This window comes from Mesorhizobium sp. M0587, from assembly GCF_040320945.1.
Classification (GTDB): Bacteria; Pseudomonadota; Alphaproteobacteria; order Rhizobiales; family Rhizobiaceae; genus Mesorhizobium.
The window spans coordinates 38,549-62,110 of the sequence record NZ_JAMYQP010000026.1 but is presented as its reverse complement, the minus strand read 5'-3'; the positions used below and the strand labels follow the sequence as shown (position 1 = coordinate 62,110).

19 protein-coding genes and 1 pseudogene are annotated in these 23,562 nt (G+C 61.1%); 6 read left to right on the top strand and 14 right to left on the bottom strand.

The features are described 5' to 3' along the window. Nucleotides 1–97 precede the first annotated feature (97 nt). Both NKI49_RS22040 and NKI49_RS22035 read right to left on the bottom strand, forming a co-directional pair. A complete protein-coding gene (locus NKI49_RS22040; RefSeq protein ID WP_352582421.1) occupies nt 98–289 on the bottom strand; it encodes a hypothetical protein in 192 nt (63 codons plus the stop codon). A gap of 3 nt (nt 290–292) precedes the next feature. After that, on the bottom strand, nt 293–757 hold the full coding sequence (locus NKI49_RS22035) for an ATP-dependent DNA ligase (protein WP_352604075.1): 465 nt from the start codon (nt 755–757) through the stop codon (nt 293–295). A 305-nt stretch (nt 758–1,062) separates the two neighbouring features. On the opposite strand from NKI49_RS22035, the gene NKI49_RS22030 reads away from it, so the two are divergent. The 3 genes from NKI49_RS22030 (at nt 1,063) to NKI49_RS22020 (ending at nt 6,938) form a co-directional block, all read left to right on the top strand. Beyond that, the gene (locus tag NKI49_RS22030; protein WP_352604077.1) at nt 1,063–1,521 is read left to right on the top strand and encodes a (2Fe-2S)-binding protein; all 459 of its coding nucleotides are present in this window, start codon (nt 1,063–1,065) and stop codon (nt 1,519–1,521) included. Between the two features lie 3 nt (nt 1,522–1,524). Continuing rightward, entirely contained in the window at nt 1,525–3,735 is a 2,211-nt protein-coding gene (locus tag NKI49_RS22025; protein WP_352604079.1) for a xanthine dehydrogenase family protein molybdopterin-binding subunit, read from the top strand. 1,139 nt (nt 3,736–4,874) lie between these two features. Further along, nucleotides 4,875–6,938: a carbamoyltransferase family protein gene (locus NKI49_RS22020; protein WP_023783763.1), complete on the top strand. Its 2,064-nt coding sequence runs from the start codon at nt 4,875–4,877 to the stop codon at nt 6,936–6,938. A gap of 149 nt (nt 6,939–7,087) precedes the next feature. Here the strand turns inward: NKI49_RS22020 and NKI49_RS22015 are convergent. The 3 genes and pseudogenes from NKI49_RS22015 to NKI49_RS22005 all read right to left on the bottom strand — a co-directional run. Then, nucleotides 7,088–7,740, bottom strand: a pseudogene (locus tag NKI49_RS22015) (transposase); the annotation flags it as partial. 817 nt (nt 7,741–8,557) lie between these two features. Beyond that, the gene (locus NKI49_RS22010) at nt 8,558–9,196 is read right to left on the bottom strand and encodes an FMN-binding negative transcriptional regulator (protein ID WP_023783766.1); all 639 of its coding nucleotides are present in this window, start codon (nt 9,194–9,196) and stop codon (nt 8,558–8,560) included. Between the two features lie 49 nt (nt 9,197–9,245). Continuing rightward, entirely contained in the window at nt 9,246–9,890 is a 645-nt protein-coding gene (locus NKI49_RS22005; protein WP_352553827.1) for a helix-turn-helix domain-containing protein, read from the bottom strand. 89 nt (nt 9,891–9,979) lie between these two features. On the opposite strand from NKI49_RS22005, the gene NKI49_RS22000 reads away from it, so the two are divergent. Beyond that, nucleotides 9,980–11,125: a trans-sulfuration enzyme family protein gene (locus NKI49_RS22000; RefSeq protein ID WP_352604082.1), complete on the top strand. Its 1,146-nt coding sequence runs from the start codon at nt 9,980–9,982 to the stop codon at nt 11,123–11,125. Nucleotides 11,126–11,670: 545 nt separating this feature from the next. Further along, entirely contained in the window at nt 11,671–13,317 is a 1,647-nt protein-coding gene (locus tag NKI49_RS21995) for an MFS transporter (RefSeq protein ID WP_031203413.1), read from the top strand. Nucleotides 13,318–14,041: 724 nt separating this feature from the next. Here the strand turns inward: NKI49_RS21995 and rlxS are convergent. From rlxS to NKI49_RS21955, 8 genes are all read right to left on the bottom strand, one after another. After that, nucleotides 14,042–16,012: a relaxase/mobilization nuclease RlxS gene (gene rlxS / locus NKI49_RS21990; RefSeq protein WP_352604084.1), complete on the bottom strand. Its 1,971-nt coding sequence runs from the start codon at nt 16,010–16,012 to the stop codon at nt 14,042–14,044. A gap of 185 nt (nt 16,013–16,197) precedes the next feature. Then, nucleotides 16,198–16,854, bottom strand: coding sequence for a lytic transglycosylase domain-containing protein (locus NKI49_RS21985; protein WP_502895304.1), 657 nt, complete (start codon nt 16,852–16,854; stop codon nt 16,198–16,200). A 17-nt stretch (nt 16,855–16,871) separates the two neighbouring features. Then, on the bottom strand, nt 16,872–17,420 hold the full coding sequence (locus NKI49_RS21980) for a S26 family signal peptidase (RefSeq protein ID WP_023783770.1): 549 nt from the start codon (nt 17,418–17,420) through the stop codon (nt 16,872–16,874). Next, nucleotides 17,417–17,686: a helix-turn-helix transcriptional regulator gene (locus NKI49_RS21975; protein ID WP_023735797.1), complete on the bottom strand. Its 270-nt coding sequence runs from the start codon at nt 17,684–17,686 to the stop codon at nt 17,417–17,419. Before NKI49_RS21975 ends, NKI49_RS21980 begins: the two co-directional genes overlap by 4 nt. A gap of 169 nt (nt 17,687–17,855) precedes the next feature. Next, nucleotides 17,856–18,179 carry a DUF736 domain-containing protein gene (locus NKI49_RS21970; protein ID WP_023735798.1) on the bottom strand — a complete coding sequence of 108 codons (324 nt, stop codon included), beginning with the start codon at nt 18,177–18,179 and terminating at the stop codon, nt 17,856–17,858. A gap of 655 nt (nt 18,180–18,834) precedes the next feature. Next, nucleotides 18,835–19,050, bottom strand: a complete 216-nt coding sequence (locus tag NKI49_RS21965; protein WP_352550302.1) for a hypothetical protein — start codon at nt 19,048–19,050, stop codon at nt 18,835–18,837. Between the two features lie 262 nt (nt 19,051–19,312). Then, nucleotides 19,313–20,275, bottom strand: coding sequence for an ArdC family protein (locus NKI49_RS21960; protein ID WP_352604089.1), 963 nt, complete (start codon nt 20,273–20,275; stop codon nt 19,313–19,315). A gap of 538 nt (nt 20,276–20,813) precedes the next feature. After that, nucleotides 20,814–21,047: a helix-turn-helix domain-containing protein gene (locus NKI49_RS21955; RefSeq protein ID WP_023735803.1), complete on the bottom strand. Its 234-nt coding sequence runs from the start codon at nt 21,045–21,047 to the stop codon at nt 20,814–20,816. Between the two features lie 104 nt (nt 21,048–21,151). Between NKI49_RS21955 and NKI49_RS21950 the strand changes: the two genes are divergently transcribed. After that, nucleotides 21,152–21,433 (top strand): DNA -binding domain-containing protein, encoded by a 282-nt coding sequence (locus NKI49_RS21950; protein ID WP_352604137.1) that lies wholly within the window; start codon nt 21,152–21,154, stop codon nt 21,431–21,433. Nucleotides 21,434–21,527: 94 nt separating this feature from the next. Here NKI49_RS21950 and NKI49_RS21945 read toward each other — a convergent pair whose 3' ends face one another. Then, complete coding sequence (locus NKI49_RS21945) at nt 21,528–23,438, bottom strand: putative bifunctional diguanylate cyclase/phosphodiesterase (protein ID WP_352604092.1); 1,911 nt, start codon at nt 23,436–23,438, stop codon at nt 21,528–21,530. Nucleotides 23,439–23,562 lie beyond the last annotated feature (124 nt).

Here is a 23,562-nt window from a genome sequence, read left to right as displayed (position 1 = left end):
AGCGGTCTCGACGCCAATCACACCCCTTCGAACTCGACAATCGACTGCGGAGGTACAGACTGCGCAGGGCACTCCGCCCATGCCGCACCGTTCGCCTTCAAACTAGGAATCGGTGTTTACCCATTTGAATGGCATCGAGCCGGCGCTTTACTTCCGGCCCGGTGCGCGCATTGAAGCCGGTGCCAATGCCGCCGGCGAACACCAGATTTCCGTCCTCGACATTCGCCAGAGCACGCTTCCCGACCGCCGTAACTGTTGCCGGGTTCGCAGCCGATGACGATGAACTCATCACTCAGCACGCATTTTGTCTCACCCATTCTTGGCGCCGGCCGGATCGATATGGACTGACACGCAGCTTGGAGACGATGCCGTCGAGGCCGAACTGGCAGACTTGCGCGAGAATGTCGCTGCCGCCGCTGATCTCGTCGCTCAGAACGATGCCGTTTGGGCGGCGTCTCAGCAGGTTAACTAGCGCTTTGCGCCGATCGACGAGTGGCCGATCGCGAAGACCCTCGCCGTCGATCTTGAGCAGGTCGAAGCCGGCAAGCATGGTCCTGACGTCTCCTGCCGCGGCCAAGAGCCCGCTGAAGACTGGGAATGCGCGACAAGCCTTCTGGTCAACGACGAACGCCTCACCGTCTATTATCGCGTCCGAGGCGCCGAGCTCGGCCACCGCCCGGGACGATAGTCGGAAAGCTGAGGGTCCAGTCGTGGAGGTTGTCGAGGTAGGCCCCCATCGATAGTCGTCCCATTTCATTTCGTGTAGCCAATCAGGGCCCTGCCGGACGCGGCCGACCAGCGGTCGATGTTCGCGACGACCCGAATGTCCAGTCTCGTGTAACCCAGCCTAAAGCGGCCTGTCCGCCCCAAAAAATGACATTCAGTTGCCTCCAGCCTTTCGACACGACCCACTTCACGATCTCGTAACTCGCCAACCTAGCGGCTTGTTGCTTGAGCTGCGCGTTCCTAGGGTGTGGTCGCTAGGCCTCAGCAACAAGAGCTCGGTTGCCAGGCGGGCGGAGGCTCAACGAGATAGCCAGCTCAGGACAAGGAGAGCAAGCAATGGTCGCTTTTACCCTCAATGGCGAGGCGCGAACACTCGACGTCGATCCAGAGATGCCGCTGCTCTGGGCGGTCCGTGACGTCATCGGACTCACGGGAACGAAATTCGGTTGCGGGCTTGCCCAGTGCGGCGCTTGCACGGTTCACGTTAACGGCATGCCGACGCGCTCGTGCCAGACCGCAGTCGGCGACATCGAAGGAGCCTCGATCACCACCATTGAGGGTGTGTCGGGCAAGATAGGCGAAACGGTCCAGACCGTGTGGGCCGAGTTCGACGTACCTCAATGCGGCTATTGCCAGTCTGGCCAGATCATGTCGGCCGTGGCCCTCCTTACAGAGACGCCTAAGCCGTCGGACGATGATATTGATTCGGCGATGAGCGGCAATCTCTGCCGCTGCGCCACCTATCATCGCATCCGCGCGGCCATCCACGAGACCGCCAACCGGCTGGAGACTTGAGGCATGTCGCAGTTTCTCTCGAAGCATAACTCCGTGCGGCCCACGCGCCGCTGGTTCCTCGTCGGCGCGGGCGTCACCACCGGCGGCCTCGCAGTGGGCTACCGGCCAGTGCTGGCCGCGCCCGACATCGCACAAACGACCCCTGCAAAGGTTCAGGCGAACCCCTTCCAGACCTATGTCGAGATCACAAAGGAGAACCGAATCATCATCCACTCCTCGCAGTTCGAGATGGGACAAGGCTCCTATTTCGGCATCGCCACCCTGGTTATGGAAGAGCTCGACGGCGACTGGGCGCAGGTGGACGTGGTCGGCGGATATGGCAATACCGCGTTCTACGGCAATCTCGCCTGGGGCGGGGCCGCACAGGCAACTGGTGGCTCCACGTCGATGGGCTCGTCGTGGGAACGCTACCGCAAGGCGGGTGCTGCCGCACGGGCCTTGCTGGTGGCGGCCGCGGCGCAGCGGTGGGACGTGCCAGCCGGCGAGATCAAAGTCGCTTCCGGGGTCGTGTCGCACGCCTCAGGGATGCAGGCGCGCTACGGTGACCTGGCTGAAGCCGCAGCGGGAATGCCGGTTCCCGACGACGTGCCGCTAAAGCCGCGCGACAAGTGGGCCCAGATCGGATCGGACAGCCTCAAGCGCTACGATTCCGCCGGCAAGACCAACGGCGCGCAGACCTACACGATCGACCTCATGATGGAGGGACTCCAGACGGCCGTTATGATCCATCCGCCGAAGTTCGGCGCCGAGATCGAGAGCTTCGACGCAACCAAGGCCAAGGCACTCGACGGCATTGTCGATGTCGTCCAGACGCCGCGAGGCATTGCCGTGGTTGGCAGGGACACCTGGACGGCGCTGAAGGGCCGCGACCTCGTGGAGGTGACCTGGAACGAGGAGAAGGCCGAAGAGCGCGGCACGGCCGAGATCATGGCCGAATACAACAAGGCAGCAGACGATCTGGGCGCGGCCACCGCGCGCGACGACGGTAACACTCCCGCAGCGTTCGCCAGTGCTGAGAAAATCATCGAGGGGCACTACGAATTCCCCTATCTTGTCCATGCTTCGATCGAGCCACTCAACGCGGCCGCCCGAATCAACGAAGACGGCACCATCGACGTCTGGGGCGGACACCAGATGCCCGACCTTTATCAGGCGGCTGCCGCTCAGGTAGGCGGCACCACGCCGGACAAGGTGAGGCTGCACGTGATGAAGACCGGCGGCAGTTTCGGCCGCCGCGCGGTCTTGGATGCAGATGTCATTATCGAAGCTGTTTCCACAGCGCGTGCACTGGGACGCGGCAAGCCAGTGAAGGTGCAGTGGACCCGCGAGAATGACATGCGGGGTGGGCGGTACCGGCCGGCCTATGTGCACGCAGTCAAGGCGGGGCTCGACAAGAAAGGCAATGTCGTCGCTCTCCATGACCACATCGTGGGCCAATCGGTCTTGGGCGGTTCGACCTCTGCGGCGATGATCAAGAACGGCATCGATCCAACCTCCGTAGAGGGCGCCACCAACCTGCCCTATGCGATCCCGAACCTGAAGGTCGAGCTGACCACCACGGACGTGAACATCCCGGTGCTGTGGTGGCGTTCGGTAGGCTCCACCCACACCGCTTACGCGGTGGAAACCCTGATCGATGAGCTCGCCGCCGCTGCGAACCGTGATCCGGTCGACTTCCGCTTGTCAATGCTCGGTCACCATCCACGGCATGCCGCCGTGCTTAAAGTGGCTGCTGAGAAGGCAGGCTGGGACAAGCCTCTGCCGGAAGGCCGTTTCCGCGGCGTGGCCCTGCATGAAAGCCTCTCGACCTATGTCGCCGATGTGGTGGAGATCACCCTCAACGATGAAAATGGTTTCAAGGTCGACCGCGTCGTCTGCGCGGTAGATTGCGGCACCGCGATAAATCCTGACCAGATTCGCGCTCAGATGGAGGGCGGTATCGGATTCGGGCTAGGTGCGATCCTCCAGGAGGAGCTGACCCTGAAGGGCGGTGTCGTAGACCAAGAGAACTACGATACCTATACACCGCTCAGGATCGAGCAGATGCCGCGAGTCGAGGTGCACATTGTGCCGTCCGAGGAGCCGCCCACGGGAGTTGGTGAGCCATGTGTGCCGCCGATCGGCCCGGCCGTCGCCAACGCGCTACGGGCGGCGACGGGCAAGACTATCCGCAAGCTGCCGATTATAAAGAACATGTCAGGAATGACACCATGAAACAGCCGCGATGAAGATCGCGCCGTTTTCGAACGCCTCCTGACAGGCGCTCATTTCCATGGGTCAAATTCCGGCGGCTGCCCGCTCCAATATCCGGTTTGGAGACGGCACCCCGTGTTCTGAACGACCACAGACGGGCCTTGGCGCCGGTTCCACTGAAGAACCGCTTTCGAGACGCAAATGCGTCCACTCCATGAAGAGCACAACCGTATAGCACCAGGAAGGCTAGCTCCCTCCATCGCTTCGGAGACCCAGGAACCCTCAGAAAACCGAACCTCCCGAGCTCAGAGGCGCTCGTGATCACAATCGCGCTGGTGCGTGGATCATTGTTCAAGGGTTTGTCAATAGGCAGGCGAGATGGCCGATCGACATGATCTTCGCCCGATGCCCTACAAACACAATGCCAGCCGCTGTCACGGAGTCGCGAAGACGAAGGCAATGAGGGTCGACGCCGATACTCATCGTTTGGTTGACAGAGCGCTTGGAATGCCATGCGCTTCACATCGGAGTAGCCATCCGGGAAGCCTGAAGCGCTTTGAAAACGCATGTGCTGCGGCTGTTATTCATAGCGTGGATGACTTTGATCAAAACAATCGATTTCATCACTCTTCCGGAATCGTGCATGGACAAAAAAGAGCCTCACGCACCAATCACACGCTGCTCTATCGCGTGACGAAAGCTGCCTTAGGAATAATCCAAAGGAGAAAATCTTCGATGCGCCCTGACGTGCAGTGGAGGTCGTGCCGAGAAAGTGAGTTGCAACTGGCCGACAATGTCGGGCGGTGCGACCATGGTCGCTTCGGAGAATGAAATCGGGCCAGTTCACGGGGGCGGTACTGTTATTCGTCGACGGCCGCCCTTCCCAAGACAGGCGGCATCGCAAGTTGGTTCTGCCGATGAAAACAACATCGCCGGATACATGTCAGCAGCCGCTCAGGATTGGATGATCCAGCCAAGCTCTCGGCGTGATGGCACTGTAGGCGTCACAGTCGAAGCATCTCATTGATCGTTTATGGGGCTTTCTTCGATGCCGCTGATGCCTGACGGGCGGTCGCAGCTGCAGGCGACAACACGGCCTATTTAGTTGGAAACAGTCGAGGTAAGCCAATTTGGCTTCCCGTTACTATCTGGAGAAAGAAATGCTGTGCCTAGGAATCAGCGGCGGACTTGACCAAGTCCATGAAAACCGATTCGAGCGTCAGAACGCCTTTATGCACGATGGCGCCGCGGTGCTCGTCCGAGACGGAAAGGTGATAGCCGCCGTAGAAGAGGAACGCCTCAATCGAATCAAGCACTCGAACAAGCTGCCAAGTGGTTCGATTCAATACTGTCTCTCGACGGCCGGGGTTCAGCTCAGCGACATTGATCGTGTCGCGGTCTACGCCAGCGAGCCCTATGCCAACGCCATGCTTGAAGGTATGTCCGCTTCCCAACCGGACATTCTCTCCACTCCGTTGGATGCTAAAATGTTGGTGCAGAACCTGTTAGCGCGTGAGTTCGGCACTAAGTTGGACAGTTCGCGTATTTCATTCGTAGGTCATCATCAGGCGCACGCCGTGAGCGCCTTTGCAATGTCGGGCTTCGAACAAAGTCTCATTCTAGCGATTGATGGCTGTGGTGATTTCCTGTCGGGCCTTGTGGCGGTAGGGTCTGGCACAGAAATTACGCAAATCGAGGCTTTCCCGGAGGACAATTCTCTTGGGCTGTTTTATCTCGAGACGATCCGCTGTCTCGGCTACGGCATGTTCGACGAGTATAAGGTAATGGGACTCGCGCCCTATGGCGACCCCGCTCCCTATCGCGAGCTCTTCGAGCAGTTCTACGAGCTCTCCGCCAACGGTGGCTACCGTGTTCACCTCGACCGCATCGGTCCGGCGTTGCTCCGCAACATCGAGATCAGGCGAAAGGGAATGCCTTTCACCCAGCAGCATCGAGATGTGAGTGCGTCACTGCAGGAAGCGCTTGAGCGGATCGTGTTCCACATTCTCCGGCACCACCGTGAGGCCACCGGCATGAAGCGGTTGTGTCTGGCGGGAGGGGTAGCCCACAACTGCACGATGAACGGCAAGCTGCTGTATTCAGGGCTTTTCGAAGACATCTTCGTGCAACCCGCGTCTCACGACGCTGGCTGCGCATTGGGAGCTGCGCTGATAGTCTCTAACGAGATGGGCCGCCCCGCGCCGCGTGAGCGACTGCAGGAGGTCTATTGGGGTCCTGATCTCGGGAGCGACCGCGCCGTGGAACAGGAACTGAATGCATGGTCCGGACATCTCGAGGTTGAACGCTCTTATGACGTAGCGAGCAGTGCAGCCCACTGGATCACCAACGGCGCCGTGATCGGCTGGGTGCAGGGTCGTTCGGAGTTTGGGCCACGTGCGCTGGGCAACCGCAGCATTCTTGCCGACCCTCGGCCCGCTGCAAACAAGGACCGGATCAATGCCATGGTCAAGAAGCGCGAAGGCTATAGGCCTTTCGCACCATCTGTGCTGGAAGAGGATGCGAGCGAATTTTTCGACCTCCCAGACGGTAAGCACGAATTTCCATTCATGAATTTCGTCGTTCGCGTGCGTGACTCAAAGCGCGCCTTGTTGGGTGCCATTACGCACGTCGACGGTACGGCTCGGCTGCAAACAGTATCGCGCGATGCCAACCCCGCTTACTGGGAGGTCATCAATGCGTTCAAGAAGCGGACAGGCACTCCAATTCTGCTCAATACGTCCTTTAACAACAATGCTGAACCGATCGTGGATACGGTTGCAGACGCGATTGCCACATTTTTGACGACAGAGCTGGATGGACTTGTGGTCGGGCCCTTCCTGGTAAAAAAACGGGCTGCAACGCTGCAGGATTGGACTGCGCTTGCGATTTCATTGCCTCCCTCAGTCTCCCTCCATCAAACCCGTGCTTACACAGCGCGAGATCATCAGGAGACTGTCTGCGAGATTATTCCGAACCACTCCAGCATTGACAGTGTGCGAATTTCAAACGACCTGTTTAATCTGCTGATGCGGATTGAGGGCGAAGCCGTGTTAAGCGATCACCTCAATATAATTGCGCCGGATCAGGCTGAGCATGAAGCTCTGCTGGAGGACCTGCGAAGACTGTGGGAGCAGCGCCTGGTTCGGCTGCATCCCTCACAAGCTGCTCGGATGGATCATGGGTCCGATAAAACGCCGGACCAGCCTAATAGGCTATCAATGTGATAGAGATGCCGCTCAAGCTCGGCCAATCAATAGTGTTCATCGACCCCGCCTGCGAGCTCACCGCTGTGATTTGGGGGGGTCGAGGTCGCCCTGGTCAGTATGCTTAGGAATGCTTTGAATGGGTCGTGTGCCTGGGTTGGAAAGGCGGGTCTGGCCTCACCGGACTTCTGTGTCGAGAGGTCCAGCCCGCAGAACTTTAGAAACTGGCGATGATGACCTAAGCGGCGAAGATCGCCGGCTTCGGCAATGACGGTCAATGCCTTGATCGGTCCGATGCCCGGGATTTGTCGCAGGAGCTGGTAATCCTGGCTGTGCCGCAGCAGATCGTCGGCCTGTGCTTCGATCTCATTGCGGTGCCGGATCAGGCTGCGTGCTTCGTCAATGACCATCCGGAACATGCGAATGGCAGGCGCATCAAATGGCAGTGGCAGTCCGATCGCTGGGCGCGCCGTCTCGAAAATATCCATCAGAATCTGTGTCTTGCTGACCTTGCGGCGGACGACATCCCAAGCTGCTGCCACAAACTCCTCCTTCGTCAGCGCCGTGATGCTTGCTGGGGTCGAAAAGGCATCGAGGAAGGCAAAGAACCAATCGCTGCGGCTGTTCCCCCGGAAGCGATCGATCTCGGGAAAATACAGCGGCAGGTAGTTGTCAGGATGCGGTGCTGGATCTCGGTCTTGGCCCTGGCGATCGCTTCATGTGTCTTCGACAGTTCCTGCACGTCGTTGATGCCGGCTCGCAGCGGATCATGGTAGACCTGCGTCGCCTGGATCCTGAGCATGTGTAGGATCACCTGGGCATCGATCTTCTTGCCGAATATGACGCCGAAGGCCTCAAGAAGCCCAGGCATCTGTTCTCGATTTTGCCTACTAGGCTGACGAGAAGGTCGCGTGCCGACAGCAGCACCCGCACGACACAGGTGCCGTGGCTCTTGGTGCGAACCTGCTTAAACCATCCGGTCCGTCCGATCTGGCAAGGCCCGCCGCTCGTCGGGGCCCGATTTGTTCGGCATCATCGAGAGGGCGGCGCTTGACACGATCGGAAGTCCGCGCTTCGTTAACTCGTTCCAGAGCCAGACCGCAAGCGGTCACGGCTCCATGCCGATCCGCTCCGTCTCCGCAGTTCACAGTCCCGCCCGCATCTCCCGGTCGGGCCCGGGTAGCCATTGCGCTGCAAGGCGGGTCTGATCGCTAGGGCGGCGCCCGCCACCATCTCCATCATCGGTTCGGCGACATAGCCAATCATCTCCCGTAAGAGAAGTGCTTTCAGGCAAGTTCCGCAGGTTCAAGGAGATCGTTGACGGCGCCGCCACTTGGGAGCTGCGTCGAGTGCATGGTCGAGCTTGCCGCCCAAGGTACGTGGCTTCGAAACGCGTGCGATTGCGCCTCATTCAAGACCGGTAGCGGGTGGTCGCCGACATACAACGGGGCGCAGGCGCCTGAAACGAACCCGTCGGCCACTACGGAGCAATCCTGCCGCCTGACCAGGCGCGTGGGAAAGTATCACAACGGTGACCACAGCGTCGCTTCAGGCCGTCAAAAGCTATTGCCGTGCGTCAAGGCGGGCTAGGTGACCCGTCGGAGGCCGGCACCAGCGGCTTTGTCCGGACAAGACAAATGCTATTGGGATTTGGCCGCCGCAGCCGCGAGCATCGCTTCTCCCATCGCAATGGCCCCTTGGGCACGCAGCATTTCACCAGGGTTCTGAATGTCGCGCAAGTCTTTGTTCTGGCTGAGTTTTGATTTTCCAACCAGGCCGGTGATCTCGATCTCCAGGGCGACGATTGCCTTAACCATCGTGTCGATGAAGTCCTTCGGCGCGTCGCCCATCTTCCACGGGGCAGGCTGCGAGGCTTCTTGCATATGAGTGAGCTTCGCCACGTTACGGCGTACGTATCGCTCATCATCCCGGACAGTGATGCGTCCGTGGGCGTGGACGACGAGATAGTTCCACGTCGGCACCTGCTTGTGGAGTTCGTGCTTGCTTGGATACCAGTTCGGCGAGATGTAAGCGTCGGCCGCACGGAAGATTACGAGAACCTCATCGCCATTGGCGACTTCCTCCCAGACTGGGTTCTTGCGAGCGACATGGCAATTGAGAACGCCCTTGTCTCCCTTCGAGCGGTCAAGCTCGAAGGGGAGGTGGTTCGCGTCCAGTGTGCCTTTGCTTTGGGTGACGAGGATACCAAGCGGGTGTTTCTCGATAAGCTCGAACAGGGCGTTCTGATCAGGGACGGCAAAATGAGGCGGAACGTACAACGGTTTATCTCCTGTCGCGAATGTGCGGTTGCTAGTAATCGGCGGAGCCTTACGGAACGGGCTCCTGAATCTTCGCTGCCGTCGACGAGTGCCCCGGATCTCGGTGTCCACCACGCTCAAGAACCGCCATCGAGAAATGGGCGGGCACATCAGATGCCGCCGCGTATGAGTGCGGTTGGTCAGTGACAAGCCGCGCACTCTCGCCTTCGCTTAAAATGACCACATGGGTACCTACCACAACGCTCAGGGCACCCTGACTGACCGAGATCAACTCGCGCGTATCCGGACTATGAGCATCTGCGGAAAACACGTCGCCCGGCATAATGACCCAGCTCCACAATTCGAACATCGTGCGCCCCGAGGTCGATGAATGAAGTTGTGCAAAGCTTCCCTTGGCGCTTGTCCAAAGCGTCCTCGTCTCTGTCCGCTCAATAGGAAGGCGAACTGTGGAAGGATCGTCATTCAGCAAATCGGCCACGGAGAGCGAAAACGCCGCCGCCAGTCGGCAAAGTATGCCGATACTAGGGTTCGCCTTGCCTTGCTCCAGCGAGACGACGGTTCCCTTGGACAAGCCGCTCAGTTTTGCCAGGCGATCCAGGGTCAGATTTTGGTCGCGCCTCAAGTCTCGGATTCGAACAGCTATCGCTTGCCCAAGGACCTGCTCGGCATCAAAGGCTGTCGTAACATCGGTCATTATATTGACTTAGGACCTCGGCTCACCTATTGCGGTCAGTATAATGACCGGGGCGAAATTGCAACTGCCCGTTAGGAAGGAAATAACCGATGCGTTTTGAGACGAAGGCGATCCACTGCGGCCGAGGGGTCGACGCGTCCACGGGGGCCGTATCCATGCCGCTGCACACCAGCACGACGTTCGAACGCGGTGTCAACGGGTCATTTCCGTCCGGCTTCGAATACACAAGGGATGGAAATCCTACACGCAATGCGTTCGAGGCGGCCATGGCGACGCTTGAGGGAGGGGAAGACGGCATCGCCTTCGCTTCGGGCATGGCCGCGATCGCTGCAGTTTTCGAGAGCCATCCGTCGGCGGGTCGGATCGTTCTGCCGGATGACATGTATTTCGGCATTCGTTCGCTGATCGAAGAGACCGACATTGGGTCTCGTTTCGACTTTGCCCCAGTCGACATGCGCGATTTGGACGCTTTGCGCGCCGCGGTGACATCGAAGCGGACTGGCCTCGTCTGGATCGAGACGCCGTCAAACCCGATGATCCGCGTTGTCGACATTGCGGCCATCTGCGCAATCGCGCACGAGGCAAACGCCTTGGCGGTGGTGGACAATACGTGGGCCACCCCAGTGCTTCAACTGCCACTCGAAATCGGGGCAGACGCGGTGATGCACTCGGCGACAAAGTACATTGGCGGCCACTCGGATTTGATGGCCGGTGTCGTCATTGTCCCAAACGCGTCACCCCTCGGTCGCCCATTGCGGATGGTCCAGAAACACAAGGGCAGCGTCGCAGCGCCCTTCGACTGTTGGCTGGCGTTGCGGGGCCTGCAGACATTGCCGGTCCGCATGCGCGCCCATTGCGAAGGCGCCCAGAAAGTGGCCGAGGCCCTGGCGTCTCATCCGCGCGTCGAAAAAGTGCTCTTTCCTGGTCTGCAAACTGATCCGGGACACGATCTTGCTACGCGGCAAATGAGCCATTACGGAGCGATGCTATCCTTTATCGTCGAGGGCGGAGCCGATGCTGCAATGGCCGTGGCCGGCCGCCTGAAGATTGTTGTCCGGGCGACAAGCCTTGGCGGGACGCATTCTCTGATAGAGCATCGCGCATCCGTTGAAGGTGCGAAGTCCAAAGCGCCAGGCGGGTTGCTGCGAATTTCTGTAGGGCTTGAACATCCTCAGGACATTATCGATGACCTGATGCAGGCCCTAGGCGAAACCTTCAAAGCGGGAGTCCAATGACGGGTGCAAGAACTCTGGCGCCGCTTTATGTGGCGGCTGGCGCAGCCGACGATCGGCAGAACAATGTTCCTGCTGAGTAGAACGCACGTCCTCTGGTGAACCGCTATCGCCGTGTCGCATCGTCTCGGGCGCGTGGTCGCATGGGTGATGAACGTCTTCGGGTTTCTGGACGATGGCCACGCGCTCGACCGGAAGCGGAAATACCCAGATTTGCCGTTGACCTACTGCTGCTCGACCTCGTCGGAGATCGCGGTCAACAGATGGGATGGATGTGCTGGCACTACGGCAGTTTGACAAGCCGGCCATCGGGGCGCTAGCACCGTCCAAAGCCAAGAGTCGCAGGGCAGAACTGACCGCACCAAGCGGGCTGCGGGACCCATCAGCTAACGGCCAGGTTGGTACCTCAACGCGCATCAGCACCGTGGATGCCACATTGTCCTTGTTGCGAGCGCGATCTCGGAACTTCGCTGTGACGCAGTCAGTGCACAGAGCGCACCCTGTAAGCAAATGAGCGGAAGAACGACACCCAGTGGAGGTGAGAAGTGATGCGGCGTCAAGATCCTCCGCGCTTTGCGGCAAACACACTGATCCCTCTTCACAACCCGGTCTTTCGTTCTATCTGGACAGCCACGCAGATATCCAGCCTTGGCTGGCTGGTGCAGAGCGTGGCTATAAGCTGGCTCATGGCCACGATTTCAGCCTCCGATCTGATGGTTGCGCTCGTACAGGCTGCATCGACACTGCCCGCGTTCTTCTTGTCGATCCTTGCTGGAGCCATTGCAGACAGCTTCAGCCGCCGTGGCGTGATGCTTGCCGGACACTGCCTGATCGCACTGGCATCCACGGCGCTGGCACTCTCTGTGGGACTGGGCTTTGCTAGTCCATGGCTAATCCTGGGACTGAGTTTCTTGGCCGGATGCGGCTTTGCCTTGAACGATCCAGCCTGGCACGCCTCGGTCGGCGATATCCTGGAAAAGCGCGACATACCCGCTGCAGTGACGCTGATGTCGGTGGGGTACAACGTGGTTCGCAGCATAGGACCGGCGCTGGGCGGTGTAATCTTAGCTTTGCTGGGCCCCCTTACGGCTTTCGCCCTCGCTGCGCTAAGTGACCTGGTCCCGTTGAGCGCTGTTCTGCGCTCACAGTGGCAAGTTCGCTCTTCGCCTCTTCCGCGCGAGCGGATGACTACGGCCATTCATGATGGCATGCGATTCACGGCGATATCCTCAGAGATCAGAGTGGCGATCGTGCGTGCAACCCTGTTCGGGCTATCAAGCATCTCGATCCTTGCTTTGCTCCCCCTCCTGGTTCGCGACCAGCTGGCGGGAGGGCCAATTGTTTACGGCGTGCTATTGGCCGGCTTCGGTACAGGCGCCTTCATCGCCGGCATTGGCAGCAGCTACTTGAGACGCATCACGTCCCAGAACCGGTTGATCACGCTCGCATCCGTTGCTTGCGCAACGTGCTGCCTTTTGATGGCCCTCACATCGTCGGTGGCTGTGGCGGCGATCGCGCTTGCAATCGGTGGCGCTGGCTGGGTTGTCACCTGGACCGGAACCGACGTGTGTGTGCAGTTGGCAAGCCCAAGGTGGGTCGTTGGTCGCACCCTGTCCATTTATTACGCCCTGACCTACGGCGGCATGGCAGCGGGTAGCTGGATCTGGGGTGCTGTCGCGCAGTACTATTCGCTGACGTGGGCTTTGGAAGGTGCTGCAGCGGCACTGTTGCTGGTCGCGGCTGTGGGAAAGCTATTGCCGGTGCGGCTATGGGAGGAATCGGATCAAGCGGCCGTCGACTTCAGGCCACCAGAACTGGCCCTCCCTTTGAAGCCCAGGAGCGGTCCGATCGTGATCAAGGTGGAGTACTCGATACTCGAGGAGAGTATCGATGAATTTCTGAGCTGCATGCGCGAAAGGCGGCGCGTTCAGAGCCGCGCCGGTGCGCGGGACTGGACCCTCCAGCGCGACCTTCAGAAGTCGACGCTTTGGACCGAGACATTCCGCACGCCGACATGGACGGACTATCTTCGTCTAAACCATCGACTAACGGTGAATGACAGGGACATAGGCGAGCGCCTTGCCGCCCTGCACATGGGTGATTCTCCGCCTCGCATCTCACTTTCAATCGAGCGGTCGACAAGCCCCGCCCCCGGCAGCCAAGTCCAGCCTGTGCCTTTTGTATCGCGCCCGTGAGAAAACCAAGACTTGTCTGGGCTTGGACACGGAACGAGCTATTGCAAATCGTTCCGGCCGGTTAGGCGAGCATGAGGATTCGCGTGGCAATTATGTCCATCACGGGTCCCATGTTCAGCCCGAGACCCCCCTCTCTGCCGCCAGATCGGCTTGAGCACGGATTCAGGTCGCCTGTCCTTTGCATAGCGGCGGGCAACGAATAGCAAGGGGGCGGAGGGTATCCCCGTCCGCGAAGCGGGCAGAGGAGGATCCGCAAGGCGGGTTGCTGGGGAGACGGGCCGCGCGCCTTTTCCGCCTAGTTTTCTCCGTTACAAAGTCCCCCGGGACGGACTGCCAGTTCACGCCAGGGCCAACAGCATGCTCGCACGGGCGACCGCCGCGTCTGCCGGTCCTGCGAGTAGAATAAGATCGGGAAGTGCGGCTTCATCCTCGATGCCAGAGCTCGCGTCGCCGTACCGCGGCCGCCAGAGCCCCTTGCGCTGTCACGAGTCAGCCCACCTTTCTAGCTGGCAGCGCATCGGGAGCCGATCCGCAGCACCTGTCGGCGCGCCTTCCGTGTCAACGCAGAACATGATGCATATTCCCAGCGCTTTTTGACAGAGCGAACTACAAAATGCAGAACACTGACTCTCCGCCAAATGAATGCTGTGAGCAAGCAGCAGGCGGAGGAACTCCGTCTGGGCTGAGTATGTGTTTCAACGCGGACAAATAAATTGTAGCCAGTTCACGAAACGCCGGGCCCGCTCCTCTGGCGTCCGATCGTCCAGGAAATCCCCTCGGCGCGCACCACGCCAGACACCTCCTTACCGATATGATGCTCAAGCACCGGCCGCCAAGGCACCAGCGTGAACTCGCGCGATTTCTCGATGACACCGTATTTTCCGCCGGCGAGCTCGACGCAGCGGCGCAGCGTTCCGTCTATTCGATTGCCATGCCGCGCTTCAGAATACGAGAGCCCGAGTTCGTCCGAGAGCTGACTGGCAACACGGTTCAGCTCTCGTTGGCGCAGCATTGAAAGCATGTTGGCGCGATAGATGACCCGATCCTGCGCATCATGGGCAAGACCTTGCGCGATCAGCCACTGCTGTCGGCGGGCCTGGACCTGACGTACTTCGCGACCGAAGCCAGAGTCGCGCAAGGACTCAGGGTGGGCTGATACCAGCTCCTGGTCGATCCAGGTGGCGCCGTCGAAGCCTACTTGGCTCTCCAGCGGCATTGATGAGAGCTTGTCAACGACAACAGGCTGGGCCCTCGCTCGCTGACGCTCGTAATCCGCGACGCGGTTGAGATGGTCGGGCGCGACTGTCCATGTGCCGTCCGGCTCGCGCTCGACGCCACCGGTCGCACGGCGGATCGCCTCCAGTCGCCGCACGTGCGTTTCGGCAAAGCGTTCGGTGGCCGAGTGGTCATGCTTGAGATGTATATCGATGCTGTAGCGCCCGTCGTTGACCGTGGCGATACCGGCAATTGCGCGGTCGACTTTTCTTGGCCCGGTGTCCCTCGGCCTGACCCGCACTATGCAGCCCTCTGGTGTCGGTTGGGTGGCCTCGCCTTTGCCGATATCAAAATAGTGGCTTTTGCCGTCCACGCCGTCGACGACGAGGTAATGGCGGTCAGTCATTTCGTCGGCCAGCCCGCGCCCGACGACACGTCCGACCACGGTTTGAGCCGACCCGTCGCATCGATCGTGGATAAGATGGTCGGCGGCACTGCGGACGAGCCCCTTGCCGGTCAGCTCGCGATGGATGGTCTTGACGATGTCGCCGCGCGCGCCGATGCGGCGTAGCGTGGCTTCGAGCTCATCCTCCAGGCGCCAGCGACCCGCAGGCATCTCCTCGGCGAGGCCCATCCGCTCGAGCTTGCGCAGGCGGCCCTGGTGCAGCGTCTGGCGAAAGGTGTCTCGGCTGGCCAGTGAGACACACCCCTCATCGTCGCGCATGCGCATCAGCTGCCGGTCGATGCTGGTGAAGCGTTCCTGCTCCATCTCCTGGCGCAAGCGCTGCTCGATCTCGCGGTCGGTGCGCGGGCCAAGGTCGAGGCTAACCAGTTCGGCTGCGCGCTCGCGCAAGCCAGAGGAGATGTAGTCCCGCGCTATGACGAGGTTTTCGCCGTGATTGTCCCTGCCGCGCACGATGATGTGGGTGTGGGGATGGCCGGTGTTGAAATGGTCGACGGCCACCCAGTCTAGCCTGGTGCCGAGGTCTTCTTCCATTTGCGCCATGAGGCGACGGGTGAGCGGCTTCAGGTCATCATACTCGATACCCTCTTCAGGGGCGACGATGAAGCGGAACTGATGACGGTCACCGTTCGCGCGATCGAGAAAGGCCCTGCCGTCCGCGCGGTCATTGTCGGCAGCGTAGAGCTCGCCACGCTCGCCTTCCCGGGTGACGCCGTCGCGCTGGAGGTAGCGGAGGTGCGCACGAGCCCCGTCGACTCCCTTGCCGGCCAGCTTGACGATGCGTGCCTTGACGACTGCGCGCCGCTGCCGAAACGCCGCGTGGCGGTCGCGCGCTCTAAGAACGGCGGCAGCGGCCCCGCCGCGCCCCACCCGGCTTCCGATGAAGCGGCTGCCGCGTCCGCTCCTGCCGCCTGCTCGGTTGACCGCGGCCTGCACCTGGCCGGCGTAGCGTTTGCCCGCCTTCGAGCCGAGCGAGCCAATTTTGCCGAGCTTCGGCGTGAATTCGTCATCCTGCATGCGGCCTCCGATGAACCAGCAGCAAAATCAGAAGCTTGCCCGCCAGACCCTCCTGGACTCGGAGGCAACCTCCTGGGAAAACGATGTGCAGACAAACACTTCGCCGCCTCCAGGAGGCGCTGCCTTTATCTTGCCTTCCGCGCACCTGCCTCCCTGCCCCGCCCGAACCACGGTAGCCGCTGCCCTCACCTGCGATCCGGCCGGCCTGACCTTGCTCGCTCCGATCCGAGCGGCACCAGGAGTTGGCCATTCGGGCCGGTCACGGAAACACCGTTTCGGAGAAAAAACAGCGACTGCCCGGACGGGATTCCCGGCGCGCTTTTGGAACGGGATTTGCCGGTGAACGCGTCCATATCGGCGGCCGAAATGCCCGCCGCCTTGATCTCTTCCAGATACGAAACCGTCTCGCTGGGCAGCGGTCGCCCGCGCTGCAAATGCTGCTCGTAGCGCTCCGGCCCGGCGTTATAGGCTGCAAACAGGCCTGGAAATCCGAAGCGGTCATACATGGCGCGCAGATAGGCAGTGCCTGCCAGAATGTTGTCGCGAGGGTCGTGCGGGACGGCTCCCAGGCCAAGCTGTGCGCGCAACTCCTCGTAGGTGCCTGGCATCACCTGCATGAGGCCAATGGCGCCGGCGCTCGACGTGACCGGCCGCCCATTGAGCGTCGTCTGCCCCCGGCTTTCGGCATCCATGACGGCATAAATCCAGGTCTGTGGAATGCTGAAACGCCGGCTTGCTTCGGCTACGAAGGGCTGCCATCTTGCAAGCTGCGGACTATGGGAGATGACGACCGGCTTCGTGTTGGTCGCGGCGGAACAGGAGCATGGTGCGAGACACGCCATGCTCAGCATAAGGAGGGTCACTCGGTCCATAGCGGCACGAGCCTCCCGATGATATTTTCGGTCGGCACCGGCCCGAAATAGCGGCTGTCGAACGAGCGATCTTTATCGCTGCCGAGCAGGAAAACCTCGTCGGCGGCGAGTTTTCGGCATGCATTCCACCAAGGCAGCGGACGGTGCTGCGTGTCGGTTGCAAGCCGGCGCGCGGCTATCTCGCCGCCGATGATGATGGCGTCGCCGAAGGTGCAGACATGCTCGCCGGGCAGCGCCGCAAGGCGCTTGACCAGCGGCACGTTGCTGGGCAGATAGAAGCGTTCGGCGGCGAGATCGGCGACCGGTCTTGGTGGGCGGACGAGTACGAGACCACCACGAGCGGGCGATCCGGATGCGACGCGATAGAGGCCGACCGGCGCACTCGCCGAGGCGTTCCAGACCAGCCAGGGCGATGGTCTGCCGAAGGCGGCGAAGCCGATCAGGCCAAGGCCGATTGTGGCAACGACGATCGTCTTGCGGGCTCGAATGCGCCGCAGATGGCTGCCGATCAGACGGATGGTGGGACGCCGGCTCATGAGCGGCCTCCCTCACCGGCCGAGCCGGATTCGTGCGCGCCATCCTCGGGCGCGGTCTCCTGCGCGTGCCCCTTCGACCAGTCGTCGAGTTCGTCGATGTGATAGCGGACATAGCGGCCGTGCTTGCGGAATTGTGGGCCACCGCCTTTGAGGCGCATCTTCTCCAGCGTGCGCTGGGACAGCCCGATATAGAAGGCCGCCTGCGCGGTGTTGAGAAACGGACTGCCCTTCTTGGCGCGGGCTGCGCGTTCGTTTTCGTCGTCCATGATGATCCTCGGTTCGTTACGGGCAAGCGAGGCGAGGATCGGCGAGCGAGATCGTTTTGGGGACGGGCGAAGAGTGGGGGGCGAGTTTTCGCCGCCCCTTCGGCGGCCTCACGGGTCCTGAGAGAGGCCCTGCGCCGGTTGGCGGCGCAGGGCTTTGCGGGTCGGCCGGTCAGTCGACCGGGTTCCAGATGATGGCGTAAGTGTCGTCGTCATCCTGGCCGGCGGCGCGGCCCAGATTGGCGTAGAGCTTGCGCGGGCCAAACTCGGGGGCCGCAATCGACAGGCTCACATAGTCCTTGCCGGAGGTCTCGCCGGTGCGGATCCAGGCCGCACCCACTTCGACCCCTTGCGTCAGCACCCGGTAGTCCGGATGGGTGTCGGCGCTCTTTGCCTGATTGGGCACGATGTCGATGTCGGCGCGGACGCTGAGCGTCTTGAGCTGGCCCTTGTAGCCGCCGTTTTCCTGTTTGGTGACGTATCCGATTGCGGTCATTTTCAGTCTCCTCTTGGTGCTCGCAGGGGACCATTCCCCTGCGATGGCGGACCGTGATGGGCGCGTCCGGACCGCCGGAACCGGCACGGCCGCAGCGATAGCGGAGGACCCGAGCGGGGAGTTTTTTTGAAGCGAAGCGGCGCGAGGAAGCCGCCGCAGGCGGCGGGGAAAAAAGCTGCCGGCGAGGGTTTCGGGCGGGCCGGATCCGCCCATAGGTCGTCAAGCCAGGCGCAGGGGAATGGTCCCTGAGACACAATGGAGACAGGTTGCGCGATCGGGGGCACAACGAGCAGGCGGCAATATGCGGGGGGCCGGCGGCGCGGGCTCTCTCGGCAACCGGATGTACAATTGGCCCCATGCGCCTGGCGCCTCAGCAAGCAATCCGGGGCGGTGCGGGGCTGCCCAAATGGGGGCGAATTGGCGTTGGAATTTATCGCACGCGGCACTGGATCGGCAAGACGATCAATCGGAGCCGGCGCGGCCCGGAGCGGCGCGCGCGTCCTTAGCGGCAGTACTCGAGAAAACGCCGCTCGGGCCCTGATCGACTATTCGCCACGAACAGCGACTGCTTCCTTGCGCACAGATCGGCGAATAGGAAGGCCTCGCGGCTGGGCAGCTTTCGGCCGGGAATTTGATCCAGCGCGGCAGCCAGGCCTCAACTTGAGGCGGCGGCCATTCTCGCCACCAGGAAGCCGCGGACCTTCCAGGCGAAACTGCTGTCCGCGCCATGCTTGCCGCCGATTTCGGCGAGCATCGAATCGGCGATTTCCTTGTCGCGCAAGCGATCGAAACGCCATTGTCCGGTTGCCGCCATATGCCGACGACGCGCACGATATTGTCGTCGCCAAGCGCCCACCTTGCGCGCGAACATGCCGGCGGCAGCAAGGGGTCGCGATTGCCGCTGGCCACCACCGGGCAGGCCAACAGCTTGTGCCGCATATTGCCGAATGCGGCGTCAGCCTTGCAGCCGGCAAGGCTGGCAGTCACTGTCTCGTTGGCTGCGCGCTGCGGCTCGGGGCGCACCTTGGCGATGCAGATCGGCATAGTTCAGCATCGGGCCGGTGAGTTCCGGCGCCGTCAGAAATGGGCATCTGCTCGCTTTGCGGCGTCGGCCAGTTGAGCATGGTGCATCGTCATGCCGCAATCCCTTCTTGCGCCTCGCCTTCGGCATCGGCCTGAAGGCCAAGCAGGAAATCGGCGGCCTTCGAAGCGAGGCTGGCGGCACGGAATATAGCGCGGTTGTCCTCGCGCAGCACCTTCAGCCATGAGCCGATGTAATCGGCGTGACGCACGGTCGGCTCGATGCCGAGATTGCTGCAGACGAAGGCGGCAGTGATTTCGGCGACCAATTCTTCACGCGCGTAAGCCTTGGAGCCGAACGAGCCGGAGAGGTCGCGAGCAAGCCGCGTCGGGTGGCCGGTCCAGTGGCCAAGCTCGTGAAAGCAGGTCCGGTAATAGTCGATCTGCTGATGGAACGCTGGCTGCGGCGGCACCTGAATGTGGTCGCTGCCCGGCATGTAGAAAGCGCGATCGCCGCCGATCCTGAAATCCGCACCGCTGGCGCGAATCAGGGTTTCGGCCTGCGGCACGATCTCGCACTGAGGCAGCGGCTCGGCGGGGGCATGGAGGGGTTCCGGAAGACTGTCGCACTGCGCGACATTGAAGACGGTGAAGCGCTTCAGAAAAGGCACGGCCTGTGGTGCATCGCCCTCGTGGCGTGCGCGCTCCTTCTCGTCCTTGGGGACAAAGCGGTCGGCATGCACGATGGTCGTGCCGCGCTCGCCTTTCCTGACATTGCCGCCCAGGGCAAGCGCCTGCCGGAAGGTCACCCAATTCTGGCTGGGATAGCCGCGCTCGATGACGGCGCCCCACAGGATGAGGATATTGATGCCGGAATAGCTGCGCCCCGTGGACGCATTCCTCGGCAGGCCAAGGCCTGCTTTTGCGCTGCCCCATGGCTTGACCCATGGCACGGTACCGCGCTCCAGCTCGGCAATGATGCGGTCTGTGATCTCCTGATAGAGGCTGGCGCCCGGGCGCCTGCCCTTGCCTGCGCCAGCCTCTCCGCTGGTGGTACGCTTGCTGTTTGCATGCATCGTTTCATCCTCCGCTCACCAATCGCCGCGCCTTTCCCCGGAAGCGGGGTGGGCGGCGAGTCGCGACCGGAAAGGCCCGCCGTGGTAGGCGGACCGCATCCGAAGGACCGGAACGAAGAGGAGGACCCTGACCGGCACGCGAAGGGTTGCGGGCTGCCGCGGCGGGTCTAGAAGGGAGTGCCGCCCACCCCGCGCCGCCGGGAAAGGCCAACAGACAAACCGCGCCGCCCGCAAAGGCGGCGGCCGTCACAGCCCGAAGGGCTGCCCACGCCAAGGGGCGAAGCCGACTGGCCGAGACCGCCTGAGCTTGCCGAAGAAAAGCGGGCTCGGTTCACGAGCACCTGGTGCGCGTCGTCAGGCGCGCGGGCGCAGCCAAGTTTTTTCGCACATGGTCAGGCGGCGCAGTTACGTCGAGAACCCACAGGCACCGCCGCCGTGCGCGCGGCTTCCTCCGAAAACCAGCGCTCGCCTTTCAACAAATTGAGGCATTGTCCTAGACAATATTCCTGTCCGGATCATGATAGATGCGGCGCGCCCGCTAGGACCGGAGGCTGGACAGAATCTCGCACGGATCAGCGTCAATGGCCGCAGTTATGTCGAGAAACTCGATGACGTCGAGACGCCGCTCTGCGCCCTCGTACTTGGCCACGAAGGATTGGGGACGACCAAGCTTGTCAGCCAGCTGCTCCTGGGTCAGGCCTTTGGCCTTGCGCAGCGAAACCAGCTGGGCCAGAAACCGCTGGTGGCGGGGCGATCGAAGGGATTTGGGCATGGAGGCGAACCGGTCGGGTAAAGACCGGATCAGCGACTAATCCCGGTTTCGGATTATCCCATTTTGGGATATACTGCGTGCGCTCACAGGCGAGGTTCGCAGGCATGAATGGACCAATGGGAACAGATGAGACTCGAAGCTCAACTTTGAGCGATGAAGTCCCCTGGTCGGAGAACGTCACGAGCTACGACAGGGAGCATTTCACAATCTACCTGCGGATCCTGGATGCCTGCGCCGACAATGCCAGCGAAAAGGAGATGGCCGAGCGCATTCTCGGCATCGACCCGTCCATTGACCCGGTCCGCGCCCGCAAAGCTCTTCGCAGCCATATCGACCGTGCGAACTGGATGGTGACGACCGGCTACAAGGAACTGTTCGCCGGCTGATGCACAACGCCCACTGCCACGTGCTTCGAGCAGGCAAGTCTCTGTAGCCAAATTCGGCAGCGCACGGCCGCGACAGCCGGCGCGGCGGGAGCGGTCACAACTGGTTCGCGTGCTGTTTGACTGCCATTTCCAGTGCTTGCATCAAAGGCACAGCCTTGGAGAAGAGGAAGCCCTGAGCGGTTCGGCAGCCAAGCTTGTGCAGGGTTTGCCGATCCGCCTCTGTTTCGACGCCCTCGGCCATGACCTCGATCCCGAGCATCTCACCGAGTTCGATGACCGATTTGACAAGCAGTCGGTCCTCTCGGGACTTGGCCAAGCCGCGAATGAAGCCCTGGTCTATTTTCACCTTGCGTATCCGACGGTCCTTGAGAGATGCCAAGGTAGAAAAGCCGGTGCCGAAGTCATCGAGCGCGATGGAAATACCGGCATGTGAAAGCCGTCCGAGCTTTTCATCCACTCTGTCCGGGTCCACCGGCGATTCTTCGGTAATCTCGATTTCGAACATCGTCGCAGGCAGGCCTCTTGCCGCCAGACCATGCAGAACCATGTCGTCGATATCGCCGGCTTCCAGTTCGCGAGGGGAAACATTCATCGCCACACGAATGTCACGACAGTCAGCCTTCACCAAGCCGTCGATAAAAGCACAACAGTCGGCGAATACGGTTTGCGTCAGCAGCTGAAGCATTCCGGTTTCGCGTGCGGCCGTGATGATTTCGGGTGGAGAGATGGCACCATGCGTCGGATGGGACCATCTCAGCAAGGCTTCAAAACCGACCACGGTCTCGGTGTCGAGTTTCACGATCGGCTGGAACCAAGGTTGCAATCTTCCCGTCTTTATCGCCGAATGAAGATCCCGTTCGATGGACTGGCGACGTTGCAGTTCCCTGTCGAGTTCGGCATCGAACAGGCAAAATTCGTTCCTGCCATGGCGCTTGGCCGTATACAGGGCGATATCCGCCCGCAACAACATTTCAGTCAGGCTCGGCGTCTGCGCCAAGTATATCCCTATCGATGCCCCGACCCGCACGGACGCGACCTCGATATAGGGGCGAGCAATTTTGGCTATGATATTGGAGGCGAGATCACTGGCAGAAAGCGAAGCTCTCGTTGAGGGAAAAACCAGCACGAATTCATCGCCGCCGATACGAGCGAGCGTTGAGCCTTCGGGTGCTTCCTGCTCTATGCGGCGGGCGATCATGACAAGCAGTTCATCACCGGTCCTGTGACCGTAGGTGTCGTTGACAGATTTAAAGCCGTCCAGATCAATCAGCATTGCCACGAAGGGGCCATCCGCGGTCTTGAACCGACCGATGGCGTGTTCGAGGCCCCGCCTGTTGAGAAGGGCGGTCAGATGGTCCTCCTTGGAGTTGCGCTCCATTTCCGACGCAAATCGCTCTGCCTCATGTCTCAGGCGGCTTGCTTCGCGGAAGCGCGCCTGCCCAACAAACGAAGCTCGGACCAAGCCGCCCATGAAGAGCAGAACGGTGGAAGCCAGAATGTAGCGTTCAAAATTGCCTTTCACCAAAAGGCACGCGACCGTGATGAGGAGTGGAGGTGTGATGAAGCTGGTCGCCGCCGCGGCATACGAACTGCCATATGTAACCGCACCAGCTGAAATGCCCGCCAGTATGACCAGATGCATCGGCGCTTGTGGTGTTGTGTATCCAACAGTCAGGACGGCCGGGAAGGACCAGGCAAACCCTGCCAGAAGGGCAAGGACGCCAAACATGCGAAGGCGCGGCAAAACGCCAAGCAAATCCTGATGGCGCTCCGTTTCCTTTAGCTGAAAACGGGCGAGTGCAAGCCGGGCGGCATTTAGCGCATTGACGACCAGGAACCAGCTTGCAGCGGCAAAGCCGCCGCCAGAAAGGGCCTGCACCGCGCAAATCAGGCCTGACAGGATGGCGCTTATCGGCATCGACACGAAGAGCCCGGCCCTCAGGTCAGCAAGCTGATCCTGACGGATTTTGGCCTCCAGCGATTCTTCTTCCTTTAGGGGTGCCATGAATGGACCAGCTTGCTTGCGTCGTTGTTCGCGAGGACCAAACCTATGCAAGCCCACTGAAGGACGGGTTAACTACCCAGCGAGGGTAACCAGTGCGCTCACCATGCTTCGGGTCACACCTTTG